This is a genomic window from Streptomyces sp. BBFR51, assembly GCF_044591655.1.
In the GTDB taxonomy this organism is placed as follows: domain Bacteria; phylum Actinomycetota; class Actinomycetes; order Streptomycetales; family Streptomycetaceae; genus Streptomyces.
Genome location: NZ_CP172448.1, coordinates 2,052,840 through 2,077,157 on the forward strand (window position 1 = coordinate 2,052,840; position 24,318 = coordinate 2,077,157).

General features: G+C 73.9%; 19 protein-coding genes. 15 read left to right on the forward strand and 4 right to left on the reverse strand.

What is annotated here, in order from left to right; genetic code table 11:
- The first annotated feature begins 69 nt into the window (after window positions 1-69).
- From ACGH7X_RS09285 to cobI, 7 genes are all read left to right on the forward strand, one after another.
- Window positions 70-1,035: a cobalamin biosynthesis protein gene (locus ACGH7X_RS09285; protein WP_399883469.1), complete on the forward strand. Its 966-nt coding sequence runs from the start codon at window positions 70-72 to the stop codon at window positions 1,033-1,035.
- Window positions 1,032-2,564: a cobyric acid synthase gene (locus ACGH7X_RS09290; protein ID WP_399883472.1), complete on the forward strand. Its 1,533-nt coding sequence runs from the start codon at window positions 1,032-1,034 to the stop codon at window positions 2,562-2,564. Before ACGH7X_RS09285 ends, ACGH7X_RS09290 begins: the two co-directional genes overlap by 4 nt.
- Window positions 2,561-6,211, forward strand: coding sequence for a cobaltochelatase subunit CobN (gene cobN, locus ACGH7X_RS09295; protein ID WP_399883475.1), 3,651 nt, complete (start codon window positions 2,561-2,563; stop codon window positions 6,209-6,211). Before ACGH7X_RS09290 ends, cobN begins: the two co-directional genes overlap by 4 nt.
- A gap of 169 nt (window positions 6,212-6,380) precedes the next feature.
- Window positions 6,381-8,426 carry a putative cobaltochelatase gene (locus ACGH7X_RS09300; RefSeq protein ID WP_399883478.1) on the forward strand — a complete coding sequence of 682 codons (2,046 nt, stop codon included), beginning with the start codon at window positions 6,381-6,383 and terminating at the stop codon, window positions 8,424-8,426.
- Window positions 8,426-9,025 (forward strand): cob(I)yrinic acid a,c-diamide adenosyltransferase, encoded by a 600-nt coding sequence (gene cobO, locus ACGH7X_RS09305; protein ID WP_399883481.1) that lies wholly within the window; start codon window positions 8,426-8,428, stop codon window positions 9,023-9,025. The genes ACGH7X_RS09300 and cobO overlap by 1 nt, the downstream gene beginning before the upstream one ends.
- Window positions 9,022-10,485, forward strand: a complete 1,464-nt coding sequence (locus ACGH7X_RS09310; protein WP_399883484.1) for a cobyrinate a,c-diamide synthase — start codon at window positions 9,022-9,024, stop codon at window positions 10,483-10,485. The genes cobO and ACGH7X_RS09310 overlap by 4 nt, the downstream gene beginning before the upstream one ends.
- Complete coding sequence (gene cobI, locus ACGH7X_RS09315) at window positions 10,482-11,231, forward strand: precorrin-2 C(20)-methyltransferase (RefSeq protein WP_399883487.1); 750 nt, start codon at window positions 10,482-10,484, stop codon at window positions 11,229-11,231. Before ACGH7X_RS09310 ends, cobI begins: the two co-directional genes overlap by 4 nt.
- Window positions 11,232-11,242: 11 nt before the next feature.
- On the opposite strand, the gene ACGH7X_RS09320 is transcribed toward cobI, so the two are convergent.
- A complete protein-coding gene (locus ACGH7X_RS09320) occupies window positions 11,243-11,971 on the reverse strand; it encodes a ZIP family metal transporter (protein ID WP_399883490.1) in 729 nt (242 codons plus the stop codon).
- Between the two features lie 86 nt (window positions 11,972-12,057).
- Here ACGH7X_RS09320 and cobM point away from each other — a divergent pair, with 86 nt between their 5' ends.
- Genes cobM through cobC form a run of 5 tightly spaced genes read left to right on the forward strand, consistent with a single transcriptional unit; the run spans window position 12,058 to window position 17,893 of the window.
- Window positions 12,058-12,912 carry a precorrin-4 C(11)-methyltransferase gene (gene cobM, locus ACGH7X_RS09325; protein WP_399883493.1) on the forward strand — a complete coding sequence of 285 codons (855 nt, stop codon included), beginning with the start codon at window positions 12,058-12,060 and terminating at the stop codon, window positions 12,910-12,912.
- Window positions 12,909-14,147: a precorrin-6y C5,15-methyltransferase (decarboxylating) subunit CbiE gene (gene cbiE, locus ACGH7X_RS09330; RefSeq protein ID WP_399883496.1), complete on the forward strand. Its 1,239-nt coding sequence runs from the start codon at window positions 12,909-12,911 to the stop codon at window positions 14,145-14,147. The genes cobM and cbiE overlap by 4 nt, the downstream gene beginning before the upstream one ends.
- Window positions 14,144-15,913 (forward strand): precorrin-3B C(17)-methyltransferase, encoded by a 1,770-nt coding sequence (cobJ, locus tag ACGH7X_RS09335; RefSeq protein ID WP_399883499.1) that lies wholly within the window; start codon window positions 14,144-14,146, stop codon window positions 15,911-15,913. The genes cbiE and cobJ overlap by 4 nt, the downstream gene beginning before the upstream one ends.
- Entirely contained in the window at window positions 15,910-16,827 is a 918-nt protein-coding gene (locus ACGH7X_RS09340) for a sirohydrochlorin chelatase (RefSeq protein ID WP_399883502.1), read from the forward strand. Before cobJ ends, ACGH7X_RS09340 begins: the two co-directional genes overlap by 4 nt.
- The gene (gene cobC, locus ACGH7X_RS09345) at window positions 16,799-17,893 is read left to right on the forward strand and encodes an Rv2231c family pyridoxal phosphate-dependent protein CobC (RefSeq protein WP_399883505.1); all 1,095 of its coding nucleotides are present in this window, start codon (window positions 16,799-16,801) and stop codon (window positions 17,891-17,893) included. The genes ACGH7X_RS09340 and cobC overlap by 29 nt, the downstream gene beginning before the upstream one ends.
- 31 nt (window positions 17,894-17,924) lie before the next feature.
- Here the strand turns inward: cobC and ACGH7X_RS09350 are convergent, their stop codons facing one another.
- The 3 genes from ACGH7X_RS09350 to ACGH7X_RS09360 form a co-directional block, all read right to left on the reverse strand.
- Window positions 17,925-18,905: an SCO1860 family LAETG-anchored protein gene (locus ACGH7X_RS09350; RefSeq protein WP_399883508.1), complete on the reverse strand. Its 981-nt coding sequence runs from the start codon at window positions 18,903-18,905 to the stop codon at window positions 17,925-17,927.
- Between the two features lie 186 nt (window positions 18,906-19,091).
- Window positions 19,092-20,189, reverse strand: coding sequence for an amidohydrolase family protein (locus ACGH7X_RS09355; RefSeq protein WP_399883511.1), 1,098 nt, complete (start codon window positions 20,187-20,189; stop codon window positions 19,092-19,094).
- Window positions 20,190-20,232: 43 nt separating this feature from the next.
- Window positions 20,233-20,739 carry a hypothetical protein gene (locus ACGH7X_RS09360; protein WP_399883514.1) on the reverse strand — a complete coding sequence of 169 codons (507 nt, stop codon included), beginning with the start codon at window positions 20,737-20,739 and terminating at the stop codon, window positions 20,233-20,235.
- 200 nt (window positions 20,740-20,939) lie between these two features.
- On the opposite strand from ACGH7X_RS09360, the gene ACGH7X_RS09365 reads away from it, so the two are divergent.
- The 3 genes from ACGH7X_RS09365 to ectB all read left to right on the forward strand — a co-directional run bounded on the left by ACGH7X_RS09365 (window position 20,940) and on the right by ectB (window position 24,311).
- Window positions 20,940-22,067 (forward strand): pyridoxal-phosphate-dependent aminotransferase family protein, encoded by a 1,128-nt coding sequence (locus ACGH7X_RS09365; protein ID WP_399896881.1) that lies wholly within the window; start codon window positions 20,940-20,942, stop codon window positions 22,065-22,067.
- A gap of 329 nt (window positions 22,068-22,396) precedes the next feature.
- The gene (gene ectA / locus ACGH7X_RS09370; protein ID WP_399883517.1) at window positions 22,397-22,909 is read left to right on the forward strand and encodes a diaminobutyrate acetyltransferase; all 513 of its coding nucleotides are present in this window, start codon (window positions 22,397-22,399) and stop codon (window positions 22,907-22,909) included.
- A 130-nt stretch (window positions 22,910-23,039) separates the two neighbouring features.
- On the forward strand, window positions 23,040-24,311 hold the full coding sequence (gene ectB, locus ACGH7X_RS09375; protein WP_399883520.1) for a diaminobutyrate--2-oxoglutarate transaminase: 1,272 nt from the start codon (window positions 23,040-23,042) through the stop codon (window positions 24,309-24,311).
- Window positions 24,312-24,318: the final 7 nt, after the last annotated feature.

Below are 24,318 nucleotides of genomic sequence, written 5' to 3' on the forward strand. Positions count from 1 at the left end.
ACGCGATGCCCGGCTGCCGCCCGACGTTCAGTACCAGGTACTTCCCTGACCGTGTGACCGGCTGAACCCGTGCGTGCCGGACGCGTCTTCGCGTACGGTGCCGCCGCCGGCCTCCTCGGCGACCTCCTCCTCGGCGATCCGCGCCGCGGACACCCGGTCGCCGCGTTCGGCCGTGCCGCCGGTGCCGTGGAACGGGTGCTGTGGCGGGACCACCGGGGCTGGGGCGCGCTGCACACCGTCGTCTGCGCCGGTGGCGCCGCCGCCCTCGGCTCCGCCGCCGCGCAGGCCGTACGCCGCTGCCCCACCGCCTCCGTCGCGCTGACCGGCGCGGCCACCTGGGCGGTGGTCGGCGGCACTTCGCTGGCCCGCGAGGCCACCGCGATCGGGCGGGCCCTGCAGGCGGGGGACGTCGAGGCCGCCCGGGCGCGGCTGCCGCACCTGTGCGGGCGGGACCCGCAGGCGCTGGACGCCGACGGGATCGCCCGGGCGGTCGTGGAGTCCGTCGCCGAGAACACCTCGGACGCGGTGGTGGGCGCCCTGGTGTGGGGCGCCGTGGCCGGAGTGCCCGGGCTGCTCGGCTTCCGGGCCGTGAACACGCTGGACGCCATGGTCGGCCACAAGTCCCCCAAGTACCGCCGCTACGGCTGGGCCTCGGCCCGCCTCGACGACCTCGCGGGCTGGCCGGGCGCCCGCCTGACCGCCGTCCTGACCACCGTCGCCGGCGGCGATCCGCGGGGCGCCGTACGGGCCTGGCGCGCGGACGCGGCGCAGCACCCGAGCCCCAACGCCGGGCCCGTGGAGGCCTCGTTCGCGGGCGCCCTGGGCGTGCGGCTCGGCGGGACGCTCTCCTACGGCGGGCGCGTCGAGCACCGGCCCGTCCTCAACGGGGCGGCGGGACGCGCGGTCCGGGCCGGTTCAGGCGACATCGACCGGGCGGTACGCCTCTCACGGCGCGTGGGCTGGCTCGCGCTCGGCGTGTGCGCGGGCGCGCGGCTCGCCGTGCGCGGGGCGGTCGGGAAAGGACGTACGTCATGAACGGTGGCCTCCTCGTCGCCGGCACCACCTCCGACGCCGGCAAGAGCGTCGTCACCGCCGGGATCTGCCGCTGGCTGGTGCGCCAGGGCGTCAAGGTCGCGCCCTTCAAGGCGCAGAACATGTCACTCAACTCCTTCGTGACCCGCGAGGGCGCCGAGATCGGCCGGGCGCAGGCCATGCAGGCCCAGGCCTGCCGGGTGGAGCCGACCGCGCACATGAACCCCGTGCTGCTCAAGCCGGGCGGCGAGCGCAGCAGCCAGGTCGTGCTGCTCGGCAGGCCGGTCGGCGAGATGAGCGCCCGCGGCTACCACGGCGGACGCCAGGAGCGGCTGCTCGGCACGGTGCTCGACTCCCTGGCCGAGCTGCGCGGCACGTACGACGCGGTGATCTGCGAGGGAGCGGGCAGCCCCGCCGAGATCAACCTGCGCCGCACCGACATCGTGAACATGGGGATCGCCCGGGGCGCCGGGCTCCCCGTCCTGGTCGTCGGCGACATCGACCGCGGGGGCGTCTTCGCCTCCTTCTTCGGCACGGTGGCGCTGCTGGCGCCCGAGGACCAGGCGCTGGTCGCCGGGTTCCTGGTCAACAAGTTCCGCGGCGACGTGTCCCTGCTGGAGCCGGGGCTGGACATGCTGCACGGCCTCACCGGACGGCGGACGTACGGCGTCCTGCCCTTCCAGCACGGGCTCGGCATCGACGAGGAGGACGGGTTGCGCGTCTCTCTTCGGGGGACGGTGCGGGAGTCGGTCGTCGCCCCGCCGGTCGGCGAGGACGTGCTGCGGGTCGCGGTCTGTGCCGTCCCGCTGATGTCGAACTTCACGGACGTGGACGCGCTGGCCGCCGAACCGGGCGTCGTGGTGCGGTTCGTGGACCGGCCGGAGGAGCTGGCCGACGCCGATCTCGTCGTCGTGCCGGGGACGCGCGGGACGGTCCGGGCGCTGGAGTGGCTGCGGGAGCGGGGGCTTGCGGACGCCCTCACGCGCAGGGCCGCCGACGGTCTGCCGGTGCTCGGCGTCTGCGGCGGCTTCCAGCTCCTCGGCGAGCACATCGAGGACGAGGTGGAGTCGCGCGCCGGGCACGTGGACGGGCTCGGACTGCTGCCCGTGCGGGTGCGGTTCGCCCGCGAGAAGACCCTCACGCGGCCGGTGGGCGAGGCCCTCGGCGAGCGCGTCGAGGGGTACGAGATCCACCACGGGGTCGCCGAAGTGACGGGCGGCGAGGCGTTCATCTCTGATGACGGAGGACACAGCCTGGACGGCTGCCGGGTCGGCCGGACCTGGGGCACGCACTGGCACGGTTCGCTGGAGTCGGACGGCTTCCGGCGGGCGTTCCTGCGCGAGGTGGCCGCCGCCGCGGGCCGCCGCTTCGTGCCGGCGCCCGACACCTCGTTCGCCGCGCTGCGCGAGGAGCAGCTCGACCGGCTCGGCGATCTGATCGAACACCACGCGGACACCGACGCGCTGTGGCGGCTCATCGAGTCCGGCGCGCCACAAGGACTGCCTTTCATTCCACCGGGAGCGCCCGCATGAGCACAGTGTTGTTGTTGTCGACCGCCGACACGGACCTCCTGGCGGCCCGTGCGTCTCAGGCCGCCTACCGGATCGGCAACCCGACCCGGGTCGACGTGACGCAGGAGCTGCCGGGGCTCCTCGATGGCGCGGACCTCGCCGTCGTGCGCCTGCTCGGCGGCAAGCGCGCCTGGGAGGACGGGCTGGCGGCGCTGAAGGCGTCCGGGATTCCGACCGTGCTGCTCGGCGGCGAGAGCGTGCCGGACGCGGAGCTGATGGCCGAGTCGTCGGTGCCGGCCGGGGTGGTGGCCGAGGCGCTGCGCTATCTCGTCGAGGGCGGCCCGGACAACCTCACCCAGCTCGCCCGGTTCCTGTCGGACACGGTGCTGCTGACCGGCGAGGGCTTCGACGAGCCGCAGAAGATGCCGGAGTACGGCGTCCACGGCGAGCGGACGTTCGTCCCGGGCCGTCCGACGGTCGGCGTGCTCTTCTACCGCGCCCACCACCTGAGCGGCAACACCGCCTTCGTCGACACGCTGTGCGACGCGATCGAGGCGCGCGGCGCCAACGCGCTGCCCGTGTACTGCGGTTCACTGCGCGGCGCGGACCCCGGGCTGTACGAGCTGCTGCGCCGCGCCGACGCCGTGATCGCCACCGTCCTCGCGGCGGGCGGCACGCACGCCTCGCAGGCCTCGGCGGGCGGCGACGAGGAGGCCTGGGACGTCGGCGCGCTGGCCGACCTGAACATCCCGGTGCTGCAAGGCCTCTGCCTCACCTCCTCCCACGCCGCCTGGGAGGCCTCCGACGCCGCGCTCTCCCCCATGGACGCGGCGATGCAGGTCGCGATCCCGGAGTTCGACGGACGCCTGGTCACCGTGCCGTTCTCCTTCAAGGAGCAGGGACCCGACGACGTGCCGGTCTACGTCGCCGACCCCGAACGTGCCGCGCGCGTCGCGGGGATCGCCGTACGACACGCGGCCCTCGGGCACAAGCCGAACGCCGACAAGAAGCTCGCGCTGGTCTTCACGGCGTATCCGACCAAGCACTCCCGGGTCGGCAACGCGGTCGGTCTCGACACCCCGGCGTCGGCGGTCCGGGTCCTGGACGCCTTGCGGGAGGCGGGGTACGGGGTCACCGAGTACCCCTCCGAGGGCGACGAGCTGATCCACCGGCTGATCCAGGCGGGTGGTCACGACGTGGAGTGGCTGACGGAGGACCAGCTGGCCGCCGCGCCCGCGCGGGTGCCGCTGGCCGACTACCGGGCGTGGTTCGAGAAGCTGGACCCGGAGCTGCGCGACGGCATGCGGGAGGCGTGGGGCGAGCCGCCGGGTTCGCTGTACGTCGACGGGGACGACATCGTGCTCGCCTCGCTCCAGTTCGGGAACGTCGTCGTGATGATCCAGCCGCCGCGCGGCTTCGGGGAGAACCCGATCGCGATCTACCACGACCCGGACATGCCGCCGTCGCACCACTACATGGCGGCGTACCGCTGGCTGGAGAACAGTTTCGGCGCCGACGCGATCGTGCACATGGGCAAGCACGGCACGATGGAGTGGCTGCCCGGCAAGGGCCTGGGCCTGAGCTCGGGTTGCGCGCCGGACGCCGTACTGGGCGACCTGCCGCTGATCTACCCGTTCATCGTCAACGACCCCGGCGAGGGCACCCAGGCCAAGCGGCGCGGGCACGCCACCGTCGTCGACCACCTCGTCCCGCCGATGGCGCGCGCCGACACCTACGGCGACCTGGCCAAGCTGGAGCAACTGCTGGACGAGTACGCGCTCGTCTGCGACCTGGACCCGACGAAAGCGCCGGCGGTCCGCGCGCAGATCTGGACGCTGGTCAAGGCGGCCGAGCTGCACCACGACCTGCACGTGGACGACCAGCCGGACGACGAGGCCTTCGACGAGTTCGTCATGCACATCGACGGCTATCTGTGCGAGATCAAGGACGTGCAGATCCGCGACGGCCTGCACGTCCTGGGCGGCGGCCCGGTCGGCGAGCCGCGCGTCAACCTGGTGCTCGCGGTGCTGCGCGCCTCGCAGGTGTGGGGCGGGCAGGCGAACGCGCTGCCGGGGCTCAGGGCGTCCCTGGCCGAGCACTTCGGGCTGGTGGAGAAGGAGTTGCTGGCCGAGCCGGGCGCCCCGGTGAAGGTGCCGGTGGAGCTGACGGAACTGGTGGACGGTCCGGCGCGGTCGGCGGCCGACGCGGTGGACCTGCTGGAGCAGCTGTGCCGGCGGGTCGCGGAGGGGATGGAGTCCCGGGACTGGGACGTCACGGCCGTACCGGGCCTGGTCCGGGAGGTGCTGGGCCTCGAACTGCCCGCCGCGGTCGCGGTGCTGGAGTTCGCCTGCGCCGAGGTCGTGCCGCGGCTGGCGCGGACGACGGACGAGATCGGGCACATCCTGCGGGCCCTGGACGGCGGTTACGTGCCTGCGGGGCCGTCGGGTTCGCCCACGCGCGGCCTGGTCAACGTGCTGCCGACCGGGCGGAACTTCTACTCCGTCGACCCGAAGGCGATCCCGTCCCGGCTGAGCTGGGAGGTCGGCCAGTCCCTCGCGGACTCGCTGATCCAGCGGTATCTGAGCGACACCGGCGAGTATCCGAGGTCCGTCGGCCTCACGGTGTGGGGCACGTCCGCGATGCGCACCCAGGGTGACGACATCGCCGAGATCCTGGCGCTGCTGGGCTGCCGTCCGGTGTGGGACGACGCCTCGCGCCGGGTGACCGGCTTCGAGATCGTGCCCCCGACCGAGCTGGGCCGGCCGCGCGTCGACGTCACGGTGCGCATCTCGGGCTTCTTCCGGGACGCGTTCCCGCACGTCGTGGGGCTGATCGACGACGCGGTGCGGGCGGTGGCGGAACTGGACGAGCCCGCCGAGTCCAACTTCGTGAAGGCGCACGCCGACGAGGACACCGCGGAGCACGGCGACCGGCGCCGGGCCACGGCCCGCGTGTTCGGCTCCAAGCCGGGCGCGTACGGCGCGGGTCTGCTGCCGCTGATCGACGCCCGCAACTGGCGCTCCGACGCGGACCTCGCCGAGGTGTACGCGGTGTGGGGCGGCTACGCCTACGGGCGCGGGCTCGACGGGCGGGCGGCGCGCGGCGACATGGAGACCGCGTTCCGGCGGATCGCGGTGGCGGCGAAGAACGTCGACACGCGTGAGCACGACCTCGTCGACGCCGACGACTACTTCCAGTACCACGGCGGCATGGTGGCGATGGTGCGGCACCTGACGGGTGAGAGCCCGGAGGCGTACGTGGGTGACTCCGCCACTCCGGACCAGGTGAAGACGCGGACGCTGGGTGAGGAGACGCACAGGGTCTTCCGGGCGCGGGTGGTCAACCCGCGCTGGATGGCGGCGATGCGGCGGCACGGCTACAAGGGCGCCTTCGAGATGGCGGCCACCGTGGACTACCTCTTCGGCTACGACGCCACGGCCGGGGTCGTGGACGACTGGATGTACGAGAAGCTGTCGGCCGAGTACGTGTTCTCTCCCGAGAACCAGGAGTTCATGCGGAAGTCCAACCCCTGGGCCTTGCGTGGCATCACGGAAAGGCTGCTGGAGGCGGCTGACCGCGGGCTGTGGGCGGAACCGGACCGGGAGACCCTGGACCGGCTCCGGGCGACCTACCTCGAGCTTGAGGGAGATCTGGAGGGAGAGGAGTGACTCTCCCCGATATCCCCGCGAGTGCGGGGAGCAATGCGCGTCCGCCAGAAGCCCAGGCTCCAAGGCCGGAACATCCCCGCGACGGCGGGGAGCATGTCGCGGTTCTGGCAAGTCTGCGCATGGAGACCGAGTTGTTCTGGCAGGAATCACCCGGAGGAGTGAGCAACGCATGAGCACGCCCTACCCCTTCACCGCCGTAGTCGGCCAGGAGAACTTGAGCTTGGCGCTTCTTCTCAACGCGGTGAGTCCATCGATCGGCGGTGTCCTTGTACGAGGTGAAAAGGGCACCGCGAAGAGCACCGCCGTACGCGCCCTGTCTTCGCTGCTTCCTGAAGTGGACATCGTCTCCAGGTGCCGGTTCTCCTGCGACCCCGAGTCCCCTGACCCCGCATGCCCCGACGGACCGCACCGGCCTGGTGGGTTGGAGTCGCGGCCCGCTCGAATGGTCGAGCTGCCCGTCGGCGCCTCCGAGGACCGGCTCGTCGGAGCCCTTGACATCGAGCGAGTTCTCTCCGAGGGCGTGAAGAGCTTCGAGCCGGGTCTTTTGGCTCAAGCGCACCGCGGGATCCTGTACGTCGACGAGGTCAATCTCTTGCACGACCACTTGGTCGACCTCCTGCTCGACGCCGCCGCCATGGGCGCCTCCTACGTGGAGCGCGAGGGCGTGTCGGTGCGACATGCCGCGCGGTTCCTGCTCGTCGGGACCATGAATCCAGAAGAAGGGGAGCTGAGGCCCCAACTGCTTGACCGCTTCGGACTCACCGTCGAGGTCGCCGCCTCGCGCGAGCCAGACCAGCGCGTGGAGGTCGTGCGGCGCCGGCTGGCGTACGACGACGACCCGGCCGCTTTCGCCGCGCGCTGGGCCGGGGAGGAGGCGGCCGTACGGGCACGGATCGTGGCGGCGCGGAAGCTGCTGCCGTCGGTGGGGCTGGGCGACGGGCCGTTGCGGCAGATCGCGGCGACCTGCGCGGCCTTCGAGGTGGACGGCATGCGGGCCGACATCGTGATGGCCCGGACGGCGACCGCGCTGGCGGCCTGGGCCGGGCGTACGGAGGTGCTCGCGGAGGACGTGCGGCAGGCCGCGCTGCTCGCGCTCCCCCACCGGCGGCGGCGCAATCCCTTCGACGCGCCGGGCCTGGACGAGGACAAGCTGGACGAGACGCTCGAGGAGTTCGGCGGCCACGGCCAGGACGGGGACGGGGACGGCGGCGGAGACGAAGGCGACGACGATCCGGACCCGGGTCCCGACGACGGCCCCGGCGGCGGTCCCGGTGGGCAGCCCGAGCCCGACGACGCGCCACAGGGCGACGGTGACACCGCGGCACAGCCCGAGGCCGGGGAGCACGGGGAGCCGCAGGCCGGCTCCGGTGGCGCGGGCGAGCGGCCTCCCGCGCGTGCCGCCGAGCCGTTCCGTACCAAGGTGCTGAGCGTGCCGGGTCTCGGCGAGGGTGCCGCCGGGCGGCGTTCGCGGGCGCGGACCGAGCACGGGCGGACCACCGGTGCGCGCCGGCCTCGGGGGGCGCTGACCAAGCTGCACCTGGCCGCCACCGTGCAGGCCGCCGCACCGCACCAGCGGGCGCGGGGCCGCAGCGGTCCGGGGCTCGTGGTGCGCCGGGACGATCTGCGGCAGGCGACCCGCGAGGGGCGTGAGGGCAACCTCGTGCTGTTCGTCGTGGACGCCTCCGGGTCGATGGCGGCGCGGCAGCGGATGAGCGCGGTGAAGGGTGCCGTGCTGTCGCTGCTGCTCGACGCCTACCAGCGGCGGGACAAGGTGGGGCTGGTGACCTTCCGGGGTTCGGCCGCCGACGTCGCGCTGCCGCCGACCTCGTCGGTGGACGCGGCGGCGGTCCGGCTGGAGTCGCTGCCGACGGGCGGGCGTACGCCGCTGGCGGCCGGGCTGCTCAAGGCGCACGAGGTGCTGCGGGTGGAGCGGCTGCGGGACCCGGCGCGACGGGCGCTTGTGGTGGTGGTGACCGACGGGCGGGCCACCGGTGGCCCCGAGCCCGTGGCGCTGTCGGGGCGTGCGGCGCGGCTGTTCGCCGCCGAGGGTGTCGCCTCGGTGGTCGTGGACTGCGAGTCGGGGCCGGTGCGGCTCGGGCTCGCCGGGCAGCTCGCGGGTGAGCTGGGCGGTACGGCGGTGACGCTCGACGAGCTGCGGGCGGACTCGATCGCCGGACTGGTGAAGGACGTTCAGGGCAGCAGGAGGGCCGCGTAATGCCGAAGGGGCAGCCGAGTGTCGTACCGGAGGACGGGCTGACGACCCGTCAGCGGCGCAATCGTCCGCTGGTCGTGGTGCACACGGGCGTCGGGAAGGGCAAGTCCACCGCCGCCTTCGGGCTGGCGCTGCGCGCCTGGAACCAGGGGTGGCCGATCGGGGTGTTCCAGTTCGTCAAGTCGGCGAAGTGGAAGGTCGGCGAGGAGAACGCGCTGCGGGTGCTCGGCGCCAGTGGTGAGGGCGGGTCCGTCGACTGGCACAAGATGGGCGAGGGCTGGTCCTGGGTCCAGCGCGACCAGCAGATGGACAACGAGGAGAAGGCCCGGGAGGGCTGGGAGCAGGTCAAGCGAGACCTGGCCGCCGAGACGTACAAGCTGTACGTGCTGGACGAGTTCGCCTATCCGATGCACTGGGGGTGGGTCGACACCGACGAGGTGGTGTCGGTGCTGCGCGAGCGGCCCGGGACCCAGCACGTCGTGATCACCGGGCGGAACGCGCCCGGCGCCCTCGTGGAGTTCGCCGATCTCGTCACCGACATGTCCAAGGTCAAGCACCCGATGGACGCGGGGCAGAAGGGGCAGAGGGGCATCGAGTGGTGAACCCCTCCGTCCCCAGGCTGGTCGTCGCCGCGCCCTCCTCGGGCAGCGGCAAGACCACCGTCGCCACGGGGTTGATGGCCGCGCTCGCCGCGCGGGGGCTCGCCGTGTCGCCGCACAAGGTCGGGCCCGACTACATCGACCCCGGGTACCACGCGCTCGCCACCGGGCGGGTCGGGCGCAACCTCGACGCGTATCTGTGCGGGCCCGAGCTGGTCGGGCCGCTGTTCCTGCACGGGGCGCGCGGGTGCGACATCGCCGTGGTCGAGGGCGTGATGGGGCTGTACGACGGGGCCGTGGGCGAGGGTGAGCTGGCGTCCACCGCGCAGGTCGCGAAGCTGCTGCGGGCGCCGGTGGTGCTGGTCGTGGACGCGTCGTCGCAGTCGCGGTCGGTGGCGGCGCTGGTGCACGGGTTCGTGAGCTGGGACCCGGAGGTGCGGGTCGGGGGCGTGATCCTCAACAAGGTCGCCTCGGACCGGCACGAGGCGTTGTTGCGGGAGGCGGTGGACTCCGTCGGGGTGCCGGTGCTGGGGGTGTTGCGGCGGGCCGCGCCGGTGGAGACGCCGTCTCGGCATCTGGGGTTGGTGCCGGTCGCCGAGCGGCGGGGTGCGGCGGTCGATGCGGTTGCGGCGATGGGCGCGCGGGTGGCCGACGGGTGTGATCTGGAGGCGTTGGTCGGGCTGGCGCGGGGAGTGGGGGCGCTTGGTTGTGCGGCTTGGGACGCGGCTGAGGTCTTGGCTTCTTCGCCCCCGCCGCCCCTTCCCGTCCCGACCCTGGGGGCTGCGCCCCCCGACCCCCGCTTTCGGCCTGAACGGCCTCGTCCTCAAGCTCCCCCAGAGGGGGCACCCCCAAGCGGGCTGACAAGGCGGGTCGCTGTGGCCGGTGGGGCCGCGTTCACCTTTTCCTATGCCGAGCACGCCGAACTGCTCGCCGCTGCCGGGGCCGAGGTCGTGGTGTTCGATCCGTTGCGGGACGAGGAGTTGCCCGAGGGGGTAGGCGGGCTGGTCGTCGGCGGGGGGTTTCCCGAGGTGTACGCCGCTGAGTTGTCGGCCAACGAAGGGCTGCGGAAGTCCGTCGCCGAGCTGGCGTTGAGCGGTGCTCCCGTCGCGGCCGAGTGTGCCGGGCTGCTGTATCTGTGCCGGGAGTTGGACGGGTTGCCGATGTGCGGGGTGCTGGACGCCTCGGCCCGGATGTCCGAGCGGCTGACGCTGGGCTACCGGGACGCCGTGGCCGTGTCCGACAGTGCGCTGGCCGCTGCGGGGACGCGGATGCGGGGGCACGAGTTCCACCGGACGGTCGTGGAGCCGGGGGCCGGGGCGGCGCCGGCCTGGGGGATGCGGGCGCCGGAGCGGCGCGTCGAGGGATTTGTGGAGCGCGGTGTGCACGCGAGCTATCTGCACACGCACTGGGCGTCCGAGCCCGGTGTCGCCCGTCGGTTCGTGGAGAGGTGCCGGACGTCATGAGCAGCAGGCTGATCGGGGTGGGGGTCGGGCCCGGAGATCCCGAGCTGGTGACCGTCAAGGGCGTGAACGCGCTGCGGGCCGCCGATGTCGTCGTCGTGCCCGTCATGGCCGCGTCCGATGGAAAGGATGGTGGCGAGCGGGGGCGCGCCGAGGCGACCGTGCTGCACTACGTGGGCGCCGAGAAGGTCGTACGGGTCGTGTTCGCGTTGAACGAGCGCACCGACCGGGGGCGGCGCGAGGCCGCGTGGGACGCGGCCGGGGAGCGGGTGGCCGGGCTGCTGCGGGAGCACGCCGGCGTCGCCTTCGCGACCATCGGGGATCCCAACGTGTACTCGACCTTCACCTATCTCGCGCAGACCGTCGGCGCGCTCGTGCCGGGCACCGTCGTGGAGACCGTGCCGGGGATCACCGCGATGCAGGATCTCGCGGCGCGGTCGGGGGCCGTACTGACCGAGGGCACCGAGCCGTTGACGCTGGTGCCGGTGACCGCGGGGGCCGCCGTGCTCAAGGACGCCCTGCACGGGCCCGGCACGGTCGTCGCCTACAAGTTCGGCCGGCAGGCGGCCGAGGTGGCCGAGGCGCTGCGGGAGAGCGGGCGGCTGGACGGCGCCGTGTGGGGGTCGGCGCTGGGGCTGCCGGAGGAGTCGGTGCGGGCGGCGGCCGAGCTGGACGGAGCGCCGCTGCCCTATCTGTCGACGCTCATCGCGCCCGCCCGGCGCGAGGGCGGGCGGGGCGGCAAGCTGTGAGCGGCCGTGGCTCAGTCGGCGATGCCCACGACCAGCCAGATGAACGCCGCCCCGGCGACCGTGCACAGCAGGGTCGAACGGGCGGGGTGCTCGTGGTGGGCCTCGGGCAGGATCTCGGCCGCGGCGAGATAGAGGAGCACGCCGCCGAAGAGGCCGAGATAGGCGCCGAGCGCGCCCTCCGGGATCGTGAAGAGGAGGGTGGAGGCCGCGCCGACGACGGGGGCCAGCGCGTCGGCGACCAGCATCGCGATCGCGCGGCGGCGGGCGTTCCCGTACAGGCTGGTCAGCGTGTAGGTGTTGAAGCCGTCGGCGAAGTCGTGGGCGATCACGGCCAGCGCCACGGCCGTGCCCATGCCGCCGCCGACCTGGAAGGCGGCGCCGATCGCCACGCCGTCCATGGCGCTGTGCCCGACCATCGCGGCGGCGGCCGTCAGGCCCACCTCGGGCGAACGCTGTCCGTGCTCGTCGGCGCCGTGCGCGGCGCGGCGGGCGGCCAGCAGGCGTTCCACCAGGTGCGCGAGCAGGAATCCGGCGACGAAGAGCAGCAGGGCCGCGGGCACGCCGAACACCTCGTCGCCCGCCGCCTCCAGGGCCTCCGGCAGCAGGTCGAGGCCGACCACGCCCAGCATCAGGCCGCCGGCCAGGCCCAGGACCAGGTGGCGCCGGTCGGTCACGCGCTGTGCCGTCCAGCCGCCGGCCAGCGTCATCAGGAACGCGCCGAGCGCGACGAAGACCGCCATGGGCCCTTGGTATCCGATCACGCCGCGTTCACGCGCGTCCGACAGCAGCAACCGCAGTAAATATGCGCAGGAGAGGACCGATTTCGATGGCTTCCGTGGATCCCACGGCTCCCACGGCTCCGACCGCCGAGGCGCGGGCCGGCAAGGTGACCTTCGTCGGTGCCGGTCCCGGCGCCGCCGATCTGCTGACGTTCCGCGCCGCGCGTGCCATCGCCGAGGCCGACGTGGTGATCTGGGCGGCGAGCCTGGTCCAGGCGGAGGTGCTCCAGCACGCGCGGGAGGACGCCGAGGTGCTCGACTCGGCGACGATGTCGCTGGAGGACGTCGTCGCCGTCTACCGGCGGGCCCGGGACGAAGGGCTGCGGGTGGCCCGTGTCCACTCCGGTGACCCGGCGCTGTGGGGCGGCACGCAGGAGCAGCTCGACCGGTGCGCGGAGCTCGGCATCGCGACCGAGATCGTGCCCGGGGTCTCCGCGTTCTCCGCGGTCGCCGCGCTCGCGCGGCGGGAGCTGACGATCCCGGAGGTCGCGCAGTCCGTGGTCCTCACCCGGCTCGGTGGCGGCAAGACGCCGATGCCGCCCGGGGAGGAGGTGCGCGAGTTCGCGAAGCACGGCACCACCATGGCGATCTTCCTGTCGGCGGCCCGCAGCGGGCAGTTGGTGCGGGAGCTGCTGGAGGGCGGCTATCCGACCGAGACGCCGGTCGTCGTCGCCCACCAGGCCACCTGGCCCGAGGAGCTGGTCGTGCGGTGCACGATCGGGACGCTGGAGGAGACGGTCAAGGAGCACAGGCTCTGGAAGCACACCCTGTTCCTGGTCGGCCCGGCCCTCGACGCGCACGGCACCCGCTCGCACCTGTACCACCCGGGGCACTTCCACGGCTATCGCAGGGCCGACCCCAAGGCGCGCCGGGAGTTGCGCTCGCGGGGTGCGAGCACGTGATCACCGTGGTCGGGATGGGGGCCGCCGGTGCGGCGCCCGCCGGGGAGGTCGCCGCGGGTGCGGAGCTGGTCGTCGGCGGGCGGCGGCATCTGGACGCCGTGCGGCTGCCGGACGGGGCCGGGCGTGTCGTCCTCGGGGCGCTGGCGCCGGCCCTCGACACGGTCGCCGAGTACGTCGCCGAGGAGCGGCCGGTGCTCGTGCTGGCCTCGGGTGATCCGGGGTTCTTCGGGATCGTGCGGGCGCTGGCCGAGCGGTTCGGGCCGGAGCGGCTCGACGTCCGGCCCGGTGTCTCCTCCGTCGCCGCGGCCTTCGCGCGGGCGGGGCTGCCGTGGGACGACGCCGTGGTCGCCAGCGCGCACGGGCGGGACCTGCGGACGGCGGTGAACCTGTGCCGGGCCCACCCGAAGGTCGCCGTGCTGACGGGTCCCGGGGCCGGTCCGGCGGAGCTGGGGGCCGCGCTGCGGGGCGAGGCGCGCGTACTCGTCGTCGCGCGGGCGCTGGGCTCCGGCGAGGAGCGGGTGGAGCGGGTGACGCCCGCCGAGGCCGCCGTCCGGGACTGGGGGGCGGCGGTGAGCGTGGTGCTGTGCCTGGACGAGGCACGCGCGCTGGGGCCGGTGCGGACGGTCGCGGGGCCGCCCTCCGGGCCCGCCGGGTGGGCGCTGGACGAGGACGCGTTCGCGCACCGGGACTCGATGATCACCAAGTTCGAGGTGCGGGCGCTGGCGCTGGCCCGGCTCGGGCCCCGGCGCGGCGACCTGGTGTGGGACGTCGGCGCGGGTTCCGGGTCCGTGGCCGTGGAGTGCGCGCGGCTGGGCGCCGCCGTCACCGCCGTCGAGAAGACGCCGGACGGGGTCGGGCGGGTCCGCGCCAACGCCGCCGCGCACGGCGTCGACGTACGGGTGGTGCACGGGGCGGCGCCCGCGGTGCTGTCCGGCCTGGGCGACGACCCCGACGCCGTGTTCGTGGGCGGCGGTGGACGCGAGCTGCCCGCGATCGTCGCCGAGTGCGCGCGGCGGGCCCGGCGCGCGGTGGTCGTCGCCGTGGCCGCGCTGGACCGGGTGCCCGCGGCCCGCGAGGCGCTGCTGGGCGCCGGTCTCGAGTGCGACGGGGTGCTGCTGCAGTCGTCCCGGCTGGCGCCGCTGCCGGGGGACGTGACCCGGCTCGCGGCCACCAATCCCGTCTTCCTGCTGTGGGGCGTGAGGCCGCACAGCCGTACCGAAGGAGTCTCCCCTTGATCGGCCTCATCTCCGCCACGGCGGCGGGAGCGGCGGCGCGGGACCGGCTGGCCGCGGCGTGGCCGGACCGCACGCGGGTGTACGAGGGTCCCGTCGCGGACGCCGTACGGTCCGCGTTCGCCGAGTGCGAGCGGCTCGTGTGCTTCCTGGCCACCGGGGCCGTGGTCCGGCTCGTGGCACCGCTGCTGGACGACAAGCGCACCGACCCGGGTGTGGTGTGCGTCGACGAGGGCGGGCGGTTCGCCGTGTCGCTGGTCGGCGGGCACGGGGGCGGCGCCAACGAACTCGCCCGCGCGGTCGGCGAGGTGCTGGGCGCCGAGCCGGTGGTGACGACGGCGACGGACGCCGTGGGCCTGCCCGGCCTGGACACGCTCGGGCTGCCCGTCGAGGGCGACGTCGCCGCGGTCTCGCGGGCCCTGCTGGACGGTGAGCCGGTGGCCCTGCGCGCGGAGGTCGCCTGGCCGCTGCCGCCGCTGCCGGTCGCCGAGGAGGGGGCCTACACGATCCGGCTGACGGACCGTCTGGTGGAGCCGGCCGGGCGCGAGGCCGTCCTGCGTCCGCCGTCCCTCGTCGTCGGTGTCGGCGCCTCCAAGGGGGCGCCGGTCGACGAGGTGCTCGGCCTGGTGGACGGGGCCCTGCGCGACGCCGGGCTGTCCGCCGCGTCGGTCGCGGAGCTGGCCACCGTGGACGCCAAGGCGGCGGAGCCCGGCATCGTCGGGGCCGCCGAACGGCTGGGCGTGCCCCTGGTGACGTACCCCGCCGACGAGCTGGCGGACGTCGAGGTGCCCAACCCCTCCGACGCCCCGCTGGCCGCCGTGGGCACCCCGTCGGTCGCGGAGGCGGCGGCGCTGGTGCGCGGGGGCGAACTCCTCGTGCCCAAGCGGAAGTCGGCGGCGGCCCCCGCGATGGCGACCTGTGCCGTCGTACGCCGGCCGGGGCGCGGGCGGCTCGCGGTGGTGGGGCTCGGTCCCGGCGCCCGGGACCTGGTGACGCCGCGGGCGCGGGCGGAGCTGCGGCGGGCCTCGGTGCTGGTCGGCCTGGACCAGTACGTCGACCAGATCCGCGACCTGCTGCGGCCCGGGACGCGGGTCCTCGAGTCGGGTCTCGGCGCCGAGGAGGAGCGGGCCAGGACTGCGGTCGAGGAGGCCCGGCGCGGGCACGCGGTCGCGCTGATCGGCAGCGGGGACGCCGGGGTGTACGCCATGGCCTCGCCCGCGCTGGCCGAGGCGTCCGACGACATCGACGTCGTCGGAGTGCCCGGCGTGACGGCGGCGCTGGCGGCGGGGGCGATCCTGGGCGCGCCGCTCGGCCACGACCACGTGTCGATCAGCCTGTCCGACCTGCACACGCCCTGGGAGGTCATCGAGCGGCGGGTGCGGGCGGCCGCGGAGGCGGACCTCGTCGTGACGTTCTACAACCCGCGCAGCCGGGGCCGCGACTGGCAGTTGCCCAAGGCGCTCGCGATCCTCGCGGAGCACCGGGAGCCGACGACACCGGTGGGTGTCGTGCGCAACGCGTCGCGCGCCGACGAGTCGAGCCGCCTGAGCACGCTCGCCGCTCTCGACCCGGCGACCGTCGACATGATGACGGTCGTGGCGGTGGGCAACACCGCGACCCGAGAGATCGCCGGACGCATGGTGACGCCGCGCGGCTACCGCTGGCAGACGGACGACACCGCGCCGCGCGAAGAGAACCCCGTTTCATCCGAAGCATCCGCGGCATCCGAGAACTCCGGAAAATCCGAAAACTCCGAGGAGAACCTGTGACCACCCCGCCCGCCCTGCTCATCGCCGGACACGGCACCCGGGACGAGGCCGGAGCCGAGGCGTTCCGTGACTTCGTGCGCGAACTGGGCCGCCGTCACCCCGAACTGCCCGTCGCGGGCGGCTTCATCGAGCTGTCCCCGCCGCCGCTGGGCGACGCGGTCGCCGAGCTGGTCGAGCGCGGTGTGCGCAGGTTCGCCGCGGTGCCGCTGATGCTGGTGTCCGCCGGGCACGCCAAGGGCGACATCCCGGCGGCGCTGTCCCGCGAGAAGGAGCGCCACCCCGGCATCTCCTACACGTACGGGCGTCCGCTGGGCCCGCACCCCGCTCTGCTGCGGGTGCTGGAGCGGCGGCTGGCGGAGGCGGTCGACCCGGCCTGGGACCCCGCAGAGGTGACCGTGCTGCTGGTCGGGCGCGGGTCGACGGACCCGGACGCCAACGCCGAGGTGTTCAAGGCGGCCCGGCTGCTGTGGGAGGGGCGCGGGTACGCGGCCGTGGAGACGGCGTTCGTGTCGCTGGCGAAGCCGGACGTGCCGGGCGGCCTTGACCGGTGTGTGCGGCTGGGCGCGCGGCGGATCGTGGTCCTGCCGTACTTCCTGTTCACCGGCATCCTCCCGGACCGGGTCCGGCACCAGACCGGGGAGTGGGCCGCCGCGCACCCGGAGGCCGAGGTGCGGTCGGCGGACGTCGTCGGTCCTGAGCCGGAGCTGCTCGACCTGGTGTGGGAGCGGTACGAGGAGGCCGTCAGGGGCGACCTGCGGATGAACTGCGACAGCTGCGTGTACCGGATCGCGCTGCCGGGGTTCGAGGACAAGGTGGGGCTGCCGCAGCAGCCGCACTTCCACCCCGACGACGACGGTGATCACCACCACGGGCACCATCACGGACATGGACACGCACACTCCCATGCGCACTGAGGCCGCCGACGGGGCCGGGGGGCACGATCTGCGGCACCACGGGGACGCCGAGGTCCGCGACGACGGCTCGGCGCTGGTGGACCTCGCGGTGAACGTCCGCGCGGACACCCCCCCGGCCTGGCTGCGCGCGCACGTGGCTGCCTCGCTCGGCTCCCTCGCGGCCTACCCGGACGGGCGGGCCGCGCGGGCCGCGGTGGCGGCGCGGCACGGGCTGCCCGTGGAGCGGGTGCTGCTGACGGCGGGCGCGGCGGAGGCGTTCGTGCTGCTGGCGCGGGCGCTGAAGGTGCGCCGGCCGGTCGTGGTGCACCCGCAGTTCACGGAGCCGGAGGCGGCACTGCGCAACGCGGGTCACACGGTCGACCGGGTACTGCTGCGCGAGGCGGACGGCTTCCGCCTGGACCCGGCGGCCGTCCCTGGGGACGCCGACCTGGTGGTGGTGGGCAACCCGACCAACCCCACGTCGGTGCTGCACCCGGCGGCCGTGCTCACCGGACTGGCCCGGCCCGGGCGGACGCTGGTCGTGGACGAGGCGTTCATGGACGCGGTGCCCGGTGAGCGGGAGGCGCTGGCCGGGCGCACGGACGTACCCGGCCTCGTCGTCCTGCGCAGCCTCACCAAGACGTGGGGGCTGGCGGGGCTGCGCATCGGGTACGTCCTGGCCGCCCCGGAGACGATCACCGAAGTGGGGCGCGCGCAGCCCCTGTGGCCGGTGTCCACGCCCGCGCTGGCGGCCGCCGAGGCGTGCGTGGCGCCGCGGGCACTGGCGGAGGCCGCCCACGCCGCCCACCGCATCGCCGCCGACCGGGACCGTCTCGTCGCCGGGCTGGCGCAGTTCGCCGGTGCCGGAGTGCGGGTCGCCGGCCCTGCCGAGGGTCCCTTCGTGCTCGTCCGGCTCCCCCACGCCACCGCCGTACGGCACCGGTTGCGCGGCCTCGGGTACGCGGTGCGGCGCGGGGACACGTTCCCGGGGCTGGGCGGGGAGTGGCTGCGCCTGGCGGTACGGGACCGGGCGACTACGGACGGTTTCCTGCGCGCTCTGGAGCGGGCGGTGGCGGAACCGGCCTGAGGTGCGCGGGCCCCGGGCCGGTCCCCTCCCATCAGCCTCGCTTGCGGCGGGCCAGTACGAGCGCGCCGCCGCCCGCCAGGACCAGGGCCGCGGCGCCGGCCGCGACGTACGGCGTCGCCGAACCGCCGCCGGTCTCCGCCAGGTCGGCCTCGGTGCGGGCGCCCTGGGCCTTCACGTCTGACGCGGGTTCGGCGTCCTGTTCCGCGGCCTGTTCCGCGGCCTGTTCCGCGGCCTGCTCGGCCGGGGGCTCGTCGGCCTTCGCCGGGGGCTGCTCGGCGCCGTCCGCGGGGGCGGCCGGGGACTCGCACGTCGCCTCGGCCAGGGTGACGGTGCCGTCGACCTCGGCGACGTTCAGGTCGAGGGGGTTGACGGACACCTTGAGTTCGAGCGCGGTGGCGGCGGCCGTGCGGGAGGTGGTCCCGGTCTTCGAGAGGTCGAGCCGTACCTCGCCGACGCCGGGCACCTTCACCTCGGTCGGCCCGCCGGTGGTCAGCGTGACCTTCTTGCCGAGGACCGTCACCCTGCCCAGCAGGTTGGCGTCGGCGACCGGCTGCTTGCCCGCCTCGCAGGTCGCCCTGGAGGTGACCTGCTCGACCTCGACGACCGACAGCAGGGGCAGCCCGGGGACGTGGAGCCTGGCGCGGGCCAGGGTGGTCGCGCCCTCGCTCTTGTGCGCGGTCGCCGTCGCCCTGGCCTCGGCGACGTCGGCGCGCAGGACGCTGAAGGGCTTTCCGCCGTCGACGCCGTCGAGCCGGGCGGTGAGCGCGGTCTTCTCGGCGCTCTCGGGTGCCTGCACCTCGTTGAGGGTGACCGCGAGCGGGACGTTCACGGTCTTGTTGAGCAGGGAGACGTCGAGTCCGGTGCGCAGGACGGTGGCGCTCGCGCGGCCGTGGTCGCCGGTCGCGTGGGCGGATCCCGCGCCGGCCAGGGTCGCGGGACCCGCGGCCAGGGCCGTGGCCGCCGCGACGGTGGCAATACGGCGTGCGGGCATGCGGAAGGTGTTGCCGTTCAAGGTGGTGGGACCCCCAGTGAGACATGCGTGCGGGGCACGCATGAGCGACATGCTTGGGACCCGGAAAGGATGTCCCCGCGTGCGCCCAACCGTCAGTAATCCCGGGGCACTTCACCCCTTCGTGGGGTTTTGGCGAATCTTTTCGAATCTCTCTGCACGGGTGTTCCCCTGCGTCACTCCCGTCGGCTAACCGACGACCCGCCCGTTGAGTACCACCCGGCGCGGATCGACGAGCACGCGCACGTCCGCGCGCGGGTCCTGCTCGTACACCACCAGGTCCGCCGGCGCGCCCTCCTCCAGGCCGGGCCGGCCGAGCCAGCTCCGGGCGGCCCAGGTCGTCGCGGCGAGGGCCTCGACGGGCGGGATGCCCGCGGTGACCAGTTCCGCGACCTCCGCCCCGGCCAGTCCGTGGGCGAGGGCACCTCCCGCGTCGGTGCCGACGAAGACCGGGATCCCGGCGTCGTAGGCGTTGCGGACGGTCTCGTAGCGGCGTTCGTGGAGTCGGCGCACATGGGCCGACCAGCGGGGGAAGCGCGACTCGCCGCCGTCGGCGAGTGCCGGGAAGGTGGCGATGTTGACGAGGGTGGGCACGATGGCGACGCCGCGCTCGGCGAAAAGGGGGATCGTGTCGTCCGTCAGCCCCGTGGCGTGCTCGACGCAGTCGATCCCGGCCTCGACGAGGTCGCGCAGGGAGTCCTCGGCGAAGCAGTGCGCGGTGACGCGGGCGCCCAGTCGGTGGGCCTCGGCGATCGCCGCCTCGACCGCGCCGCGCGGCCAGCAGGCCGACAGGTCACCGAGGTCGCGGTCGATCCAGTCGCCGACCAGCTTCACCCAGCCGTCACCGCGCCGGGCCTCCTGGGCGACGTACGCGACAAGGTCCTCGGGTTCGACCTCCCAGGCGTAGTTGCGGATGTAGCGGCGGGTGCGGGCGATGTGCCGGCCGGCCCGGATGATCTTCGGGAGGTCCTCGCGGTCGTCGATCCAGCGGGTGTCCGAGGGTGAACCGGCGTCGCGGATGAGGAGGGTGCCCGCCTCGCGGTCGGTCAGCGCCTGCTTCTCGGCGACGTCCTCGGGCACGGCCCCGTGCTGGTCGAGGCCGACGTGGCAGTGCGCGTCGACCAGGCCGGGCAGCGCCCACCCCTCGACGGTGCGGACGTCGGCCGCGCCGGTGGGGCGGTCGTAGGAGATCCGGCCGCCGATCACCCAGACCTCGTCGCGGACGTCCTCGTCCCGCGGTCCGACGAGCACCCGCCCCTTCACGTGCAGCACCGTGCGATCGCTCATGCCCCGCACCTTAGACGGTGCCCGCACAGGTGTCCGGGGCCGGTCAGGCGTCCCCGTCCCCCGCCGTCCCACGGGCCTCACGGGCGGCCGCGCGGGCGCGCAGTTCCGTCGCGTACCCGGCCCCGACGACGCTCGCGACGGCGGTGAGGGCGAGGACGGCGGTGGCGGGGCCGACGTAGCCGGGGACGTCGTCGGTCGCGTATTCACCGCCGTCGGAGGTCTCGCAGACGAAGTCCAGCGGCAGGAAGGAGACCGACTGGTCGACGACGTGCAGGGCCCGCTCCTCGTACCCGGGCATCCGGCAGGGAACCGCGGGCGCGGAGCCGGCGCCGGAGTCGTCCGAGGCCATGACGGCGCCCGTCACGTGCAGCAGCCCCCAGGCGTACGCCACGAGCGCGGCCGCACCGGCGAACGCGGCGAGGGCGTGGAGCGGCTGCCCGGCACGCGGGCCCCGGGCGCGCCGGGCCGCCAGGACGCTTCCGCCGTGGCCGGCCAGGCCGACGGCGGACACCGCGGCGACCAGGACGAGCAGCAGGAGTACGAGGAACACGAGGGTCAGTCCATCAGGCGGTGCCCCTTCCGGCTGTGGCGGAAGCCACGATTCCGGGCGTGGGGGTGTCGCAACGGATGACCTCCCCCGCGAGTGACGACGGGGCCCGCGGTTACTCTCGACTCCGTACGCGGCGTACGCGCGTCCGTACGCGACGTACCCGCGTCGTACACCTGCCCGTGAGCGAAGAGAGCACCGCCGTGACCCATCCCTTCCTGGACCTCGCCCCGCTGACCGCCGGCCGTTTCGCCGCGATCGAGGACCGGGTCGCGCGGCTGCTCGGCACCGGGCAGGACGTCGTGGTCATGCAGGGTGAGGCGCTGCTGCCGCTGGAGGGCGCGATCCGCGCCGCCGCCGGTCCCGGCACCGTCGCGCTGAACGTCGTCACGGGGCCGTACGGGCAGACCTTCGGGAACTGGCTGCGGGACTGCGGCGCGACCGTGCACGACCTCGCCGTGCCGTTCCACACGGCCGTCTCCGCCGAGCAGGTCGGCCAGGCCTTCGCCGAGCACCCGGAGATCGACTTCGTGTCCCTGGTGCACGCCGAGGCGGCGACCGGGAACACCAACCCGGTCGCGGAGATCGGCGAGGTGGTGCGGGCGCACGGCGCGCTGTTCTATCTGGACGCCGTGGCCTCCGTGGGGGCCGAGCCGGTGCTGCCGGACGCGTGGGGTGTGGACCTGTGCGTCATCGGCGCGCAGAAGGCGATGGGCGGCCCGGCCGGGGTGTCGGCGGTGTCGGTGAGCGAGCGGGCGTGGGCGCGGATGGCGGCGAACCCGAACGCTCCGCGGCGCTCCTACCTGTCCCTCCTCGACTGGAAGGAGCGCTGGATCGACGGCGGGCGCAAGGCGCTGCTGCACGCGCCGGCGCAGTTGGAGATGCTCGCCCTGGAGGCGTGCCTGGAGCGCATCGAGGCGGAGGGCGCGGCGACGGTGATGGCGCGGCACGCGTCCGCCGCGGCGGCGACCCGGGCCGGGGCGCTCGCGCTGGGCGGTCTGGAGCCGTACGTGTACGAGGCGAGGGACGCGGCGCCGGTCGCGACGACGCTGCGGACGCCGTCGGACGTCGACGCGTCCGCGCTGGTCGCCAGGGCCCTGGAGTCCGACCCGGCGCTGCCGCTGGCCGCGGGCGGGGGCGCGCTGGCCGGCGAGATGATCCGGGTCAACCATTACGGTCCGGACGCGACGCGCGGGGCGGTGCAGGGCTGTCTGGCGGCACTGGGTGCCGCGCTGGCCGAGCGGGGTCTGAAGGCCGATCTGGAGGCCGCCCGGCGGGCCGTCGAGGACGCGTGGGAGCGGCCGGCCGGACCCGGCCTTTCGGGACGATGAATTCGAAGGAATTCCCTAAGTTCACACAAGCAGAATTAGGGAATTCCACTCAGCGCAGCTTCCCGTATTCTTCTGCCCGCTTTCCCCGGACCTAAACACAAAAATTCCACGAACCGCGATCTACGCATTTCGGGCACATCTCGCACGGGTTACGCGATTGTGACCCGATACACATGCGGTCCGTTTTGCGGCTTACCTCCTGGTCAAATCACCACATTCCGCCGCCGACTCGCGCGGAAGCACGCGCCCGCGTGATAACACACGAGGCGCTCATTCGTAACCCCGTTCGGCGATGCAATTTCGAATTTCGCTGGGTAAATTCAATTTGCATGACTGCCGCGCAAGCAGACCTACAAATCGACCGTCCGAGAGTGGCCGACGGGGCCGCCCTGTGGCGGATAGCGAGGGATTCCGAGGTCCTCGACCTGAACTCGTCCTACAGCTATCTGCTCTGGTGCCGGGACTTCGCCGCCACGTCGGCCGTCGCCCGCGACGAGCGCGGTGAGCCGGTCGGCTTCGTCACGGGATACGTACGGCCGGACCGGCCCGACACCCTGCTCGTGTGGCAGGTGGCGGTGGACGGGGCGTACCGCGGGCGCCGGCTCGCGGCCTCCATGCTCGACGGGCTGGCCTCCCGGACCGTCGCGGAGCGCGGGCTGACCACCCTGGAGACCACCATCTCGCCCGACAACACCGCCTCCCAGCGGCTGTTCACCTCGTTCGCCGAACGCCACGGCGCCCGGCTGGAGCGCGAGGTGCTGTTCGACGCGGGCCTGTTCCCCGACGGACCGCACGAGCCCGAGGTGCTCTACCGCATAGGTCCGCTGTCCGCCGCAGGCTGACCGACCGGCCCTCCGGACTGCCCGGCACCCCGTGCCAGTCCGGTTCCCCAGACTTCCCGGCGGACCGCACCGGTCCCCGGATCCGTACGACCTTCCTCTCCCACCCTCACCCCACGAGGAGCGATTCGTCGTGACCATCACCCAGCCCGACCTCAGCGTCTTCGAGACCGTAGAGTCCGAGGTGCGCAGCTACTGCCGCGGCTGGCCCACCGTCTTCGACCGTGCGGTCGGCAGCCGCATGTACGACGAGGACGGCCACGAGTACCTCGACTTCTTCGCCGGAGCGGGCTCGCTCAACTACGGGCACAACAACGCCGTCCTGAAACGCGCGCTGATCGACTACCTGGAGCGGGACGGCGTCACGCACGGTCTCGACATGTCGACCACCGCCAAGCGCCGCTTCCTGGAGACGTTCCAGAACACCGTCCTCAGGCCGCGTGACCTGCCGTACAAGGTCATGTTCCCGGGCCCGACGGGCACCAACGCCGTGGAGTCCGCGCTGAAGCTGGCGCGCAAGGTGAAGGGGCGCGAGTCGATCGTGTCGTTCACCAACGCCTTCCACGGCATGTCGCTGGGCTCGCTCGCCGTGACCGGCAACGCCTTCAAGCGGGCCGGCGCCGGCATCCCGCTGGTCCACGGCACGCCGATGCCGTTCGACAACTACTTCGACGGCACGGTCGAGGACTTCCTGTGGTTCGAGCGCCTGCTCGAGGACCAGGGCTCCGGCCTGAACAAGCCGGCCGCGGTGATCGTCGAGACCGTGCAGGGCGAGGGCGGCATCAACGTCGCCCGGCCCGAGTGGCTGCGCGCCCTGTCCGAGCTGTGCCAGCGCCAGGACATGCTCCTCATCGTCGACGACATCCAGATGGGCTGCGGCCGTACCGGCGCCTTCTTCTCCTTCGAGGAGGCGGGCATCACGCCGGACATCGTCACCGTCTCCAAGTCGATCAGCGGCTACGGCCTGCCCATGGCGCTGACCCTCTTCAAGCCCGAGCTGGACGTCTGGGAGCCGGGCGAGCACAACGGCACCTTCCGCGGCAACAACCCCGCGTTCGTCACGGCGACGGCCACGCTGGAGGCCTACTGGGCCGACGGGTCGGCGATGGAGAAGCAGACCCGCAAGCGCGGCGAGCAGGTCGAGCAGCACATGATCGCCATCACCGAGGAGAACCTCGCCGACATCAAGGAGTACCGGGGCCGCGGCCTGGTCTGGGGCCTGGAGTTCCACGACAAGGAGCGCGCCGGGAAGGTCGCGAAGCGCGCCTTCGAGCTGGGGCTGCTGATCGAGACGTCCGGCCCCGAGAGCGAGGTCGTCAAGCTGCTGCCGGCCCTCACCATCACGTCCGAGGAGCTGGACGAGGGCATGAAGACCCTCGCCCGGGCCGTGCGCGAGACGGCCTGACACCACC

Coding starts and splice junctions, on each gene's coding strand:
- ACGH7X_RS09300 (WP_399883478.1), top strand. CDS start 6,381: ATGAGCACGCCCTACCCCTTCACCGCCGTAGTCGGCCAGGAGAACTTG.
- ectA (WP_399883517.1), top strand. CDS start 22,397: ATGACTGCCGCGCAAGCAGACCTACAAATCGACCGTCCGAGAGTGGCC.
- cobN (WP_399883475.1), top strand. CDS start 2,561: ATGAGCACAGTGTTGTTGTTGTCGACCGCCGACACGGACCTCCTGGCG.
- ACGH7X_RS09290 (WP_399883472.1), top strand. CDS start 1,032: ATGAACGGTGGCCTCCTCGTCGCCGGCACCACCTCCGACGCCGGCAAG.
- cobO (WP_399883481.1), top strand. CDS start 8,426: ATGCCGAAGGGGCAGCCGAGTGTCGTACCGGAGGACGGGCTGACGACC.
- ACGH7X_RS09355 (WP_399883511.1), bottom strand. CDS start 20,189: ATGAGCGATCGCACGGTGCTGCACGTGAAGGGGCGGGTGCTCGTCGGA.
- cobC (WP_399883505.1), top strand. CDS start 16,799: ATGGACACGCACACTCCCATGCGCACTGAGGCCGCCGACGGGGCCGGG.
- ACGH7X_RS09320 (WP_399883490.1), bottom strand. CDS start 11,971: ATGGCGGTCTTCGTCGCGCTCGGCGCGTTCCTGATGACGCTGGCCGGC.
- cobM (WP_399883493.1), top strand. CDS start 12,058: ATGGCTTCCGTGGATCCCACGGCTCCCACGGCTCCGACCGCCGAGGCG.
- cobI (WP_399883487.1), top strand. CDS start 10,482: ATGAGCAGCAGGCTGATCGGGGTGGGGGTCGGGCCCGGAGATCCCGAG.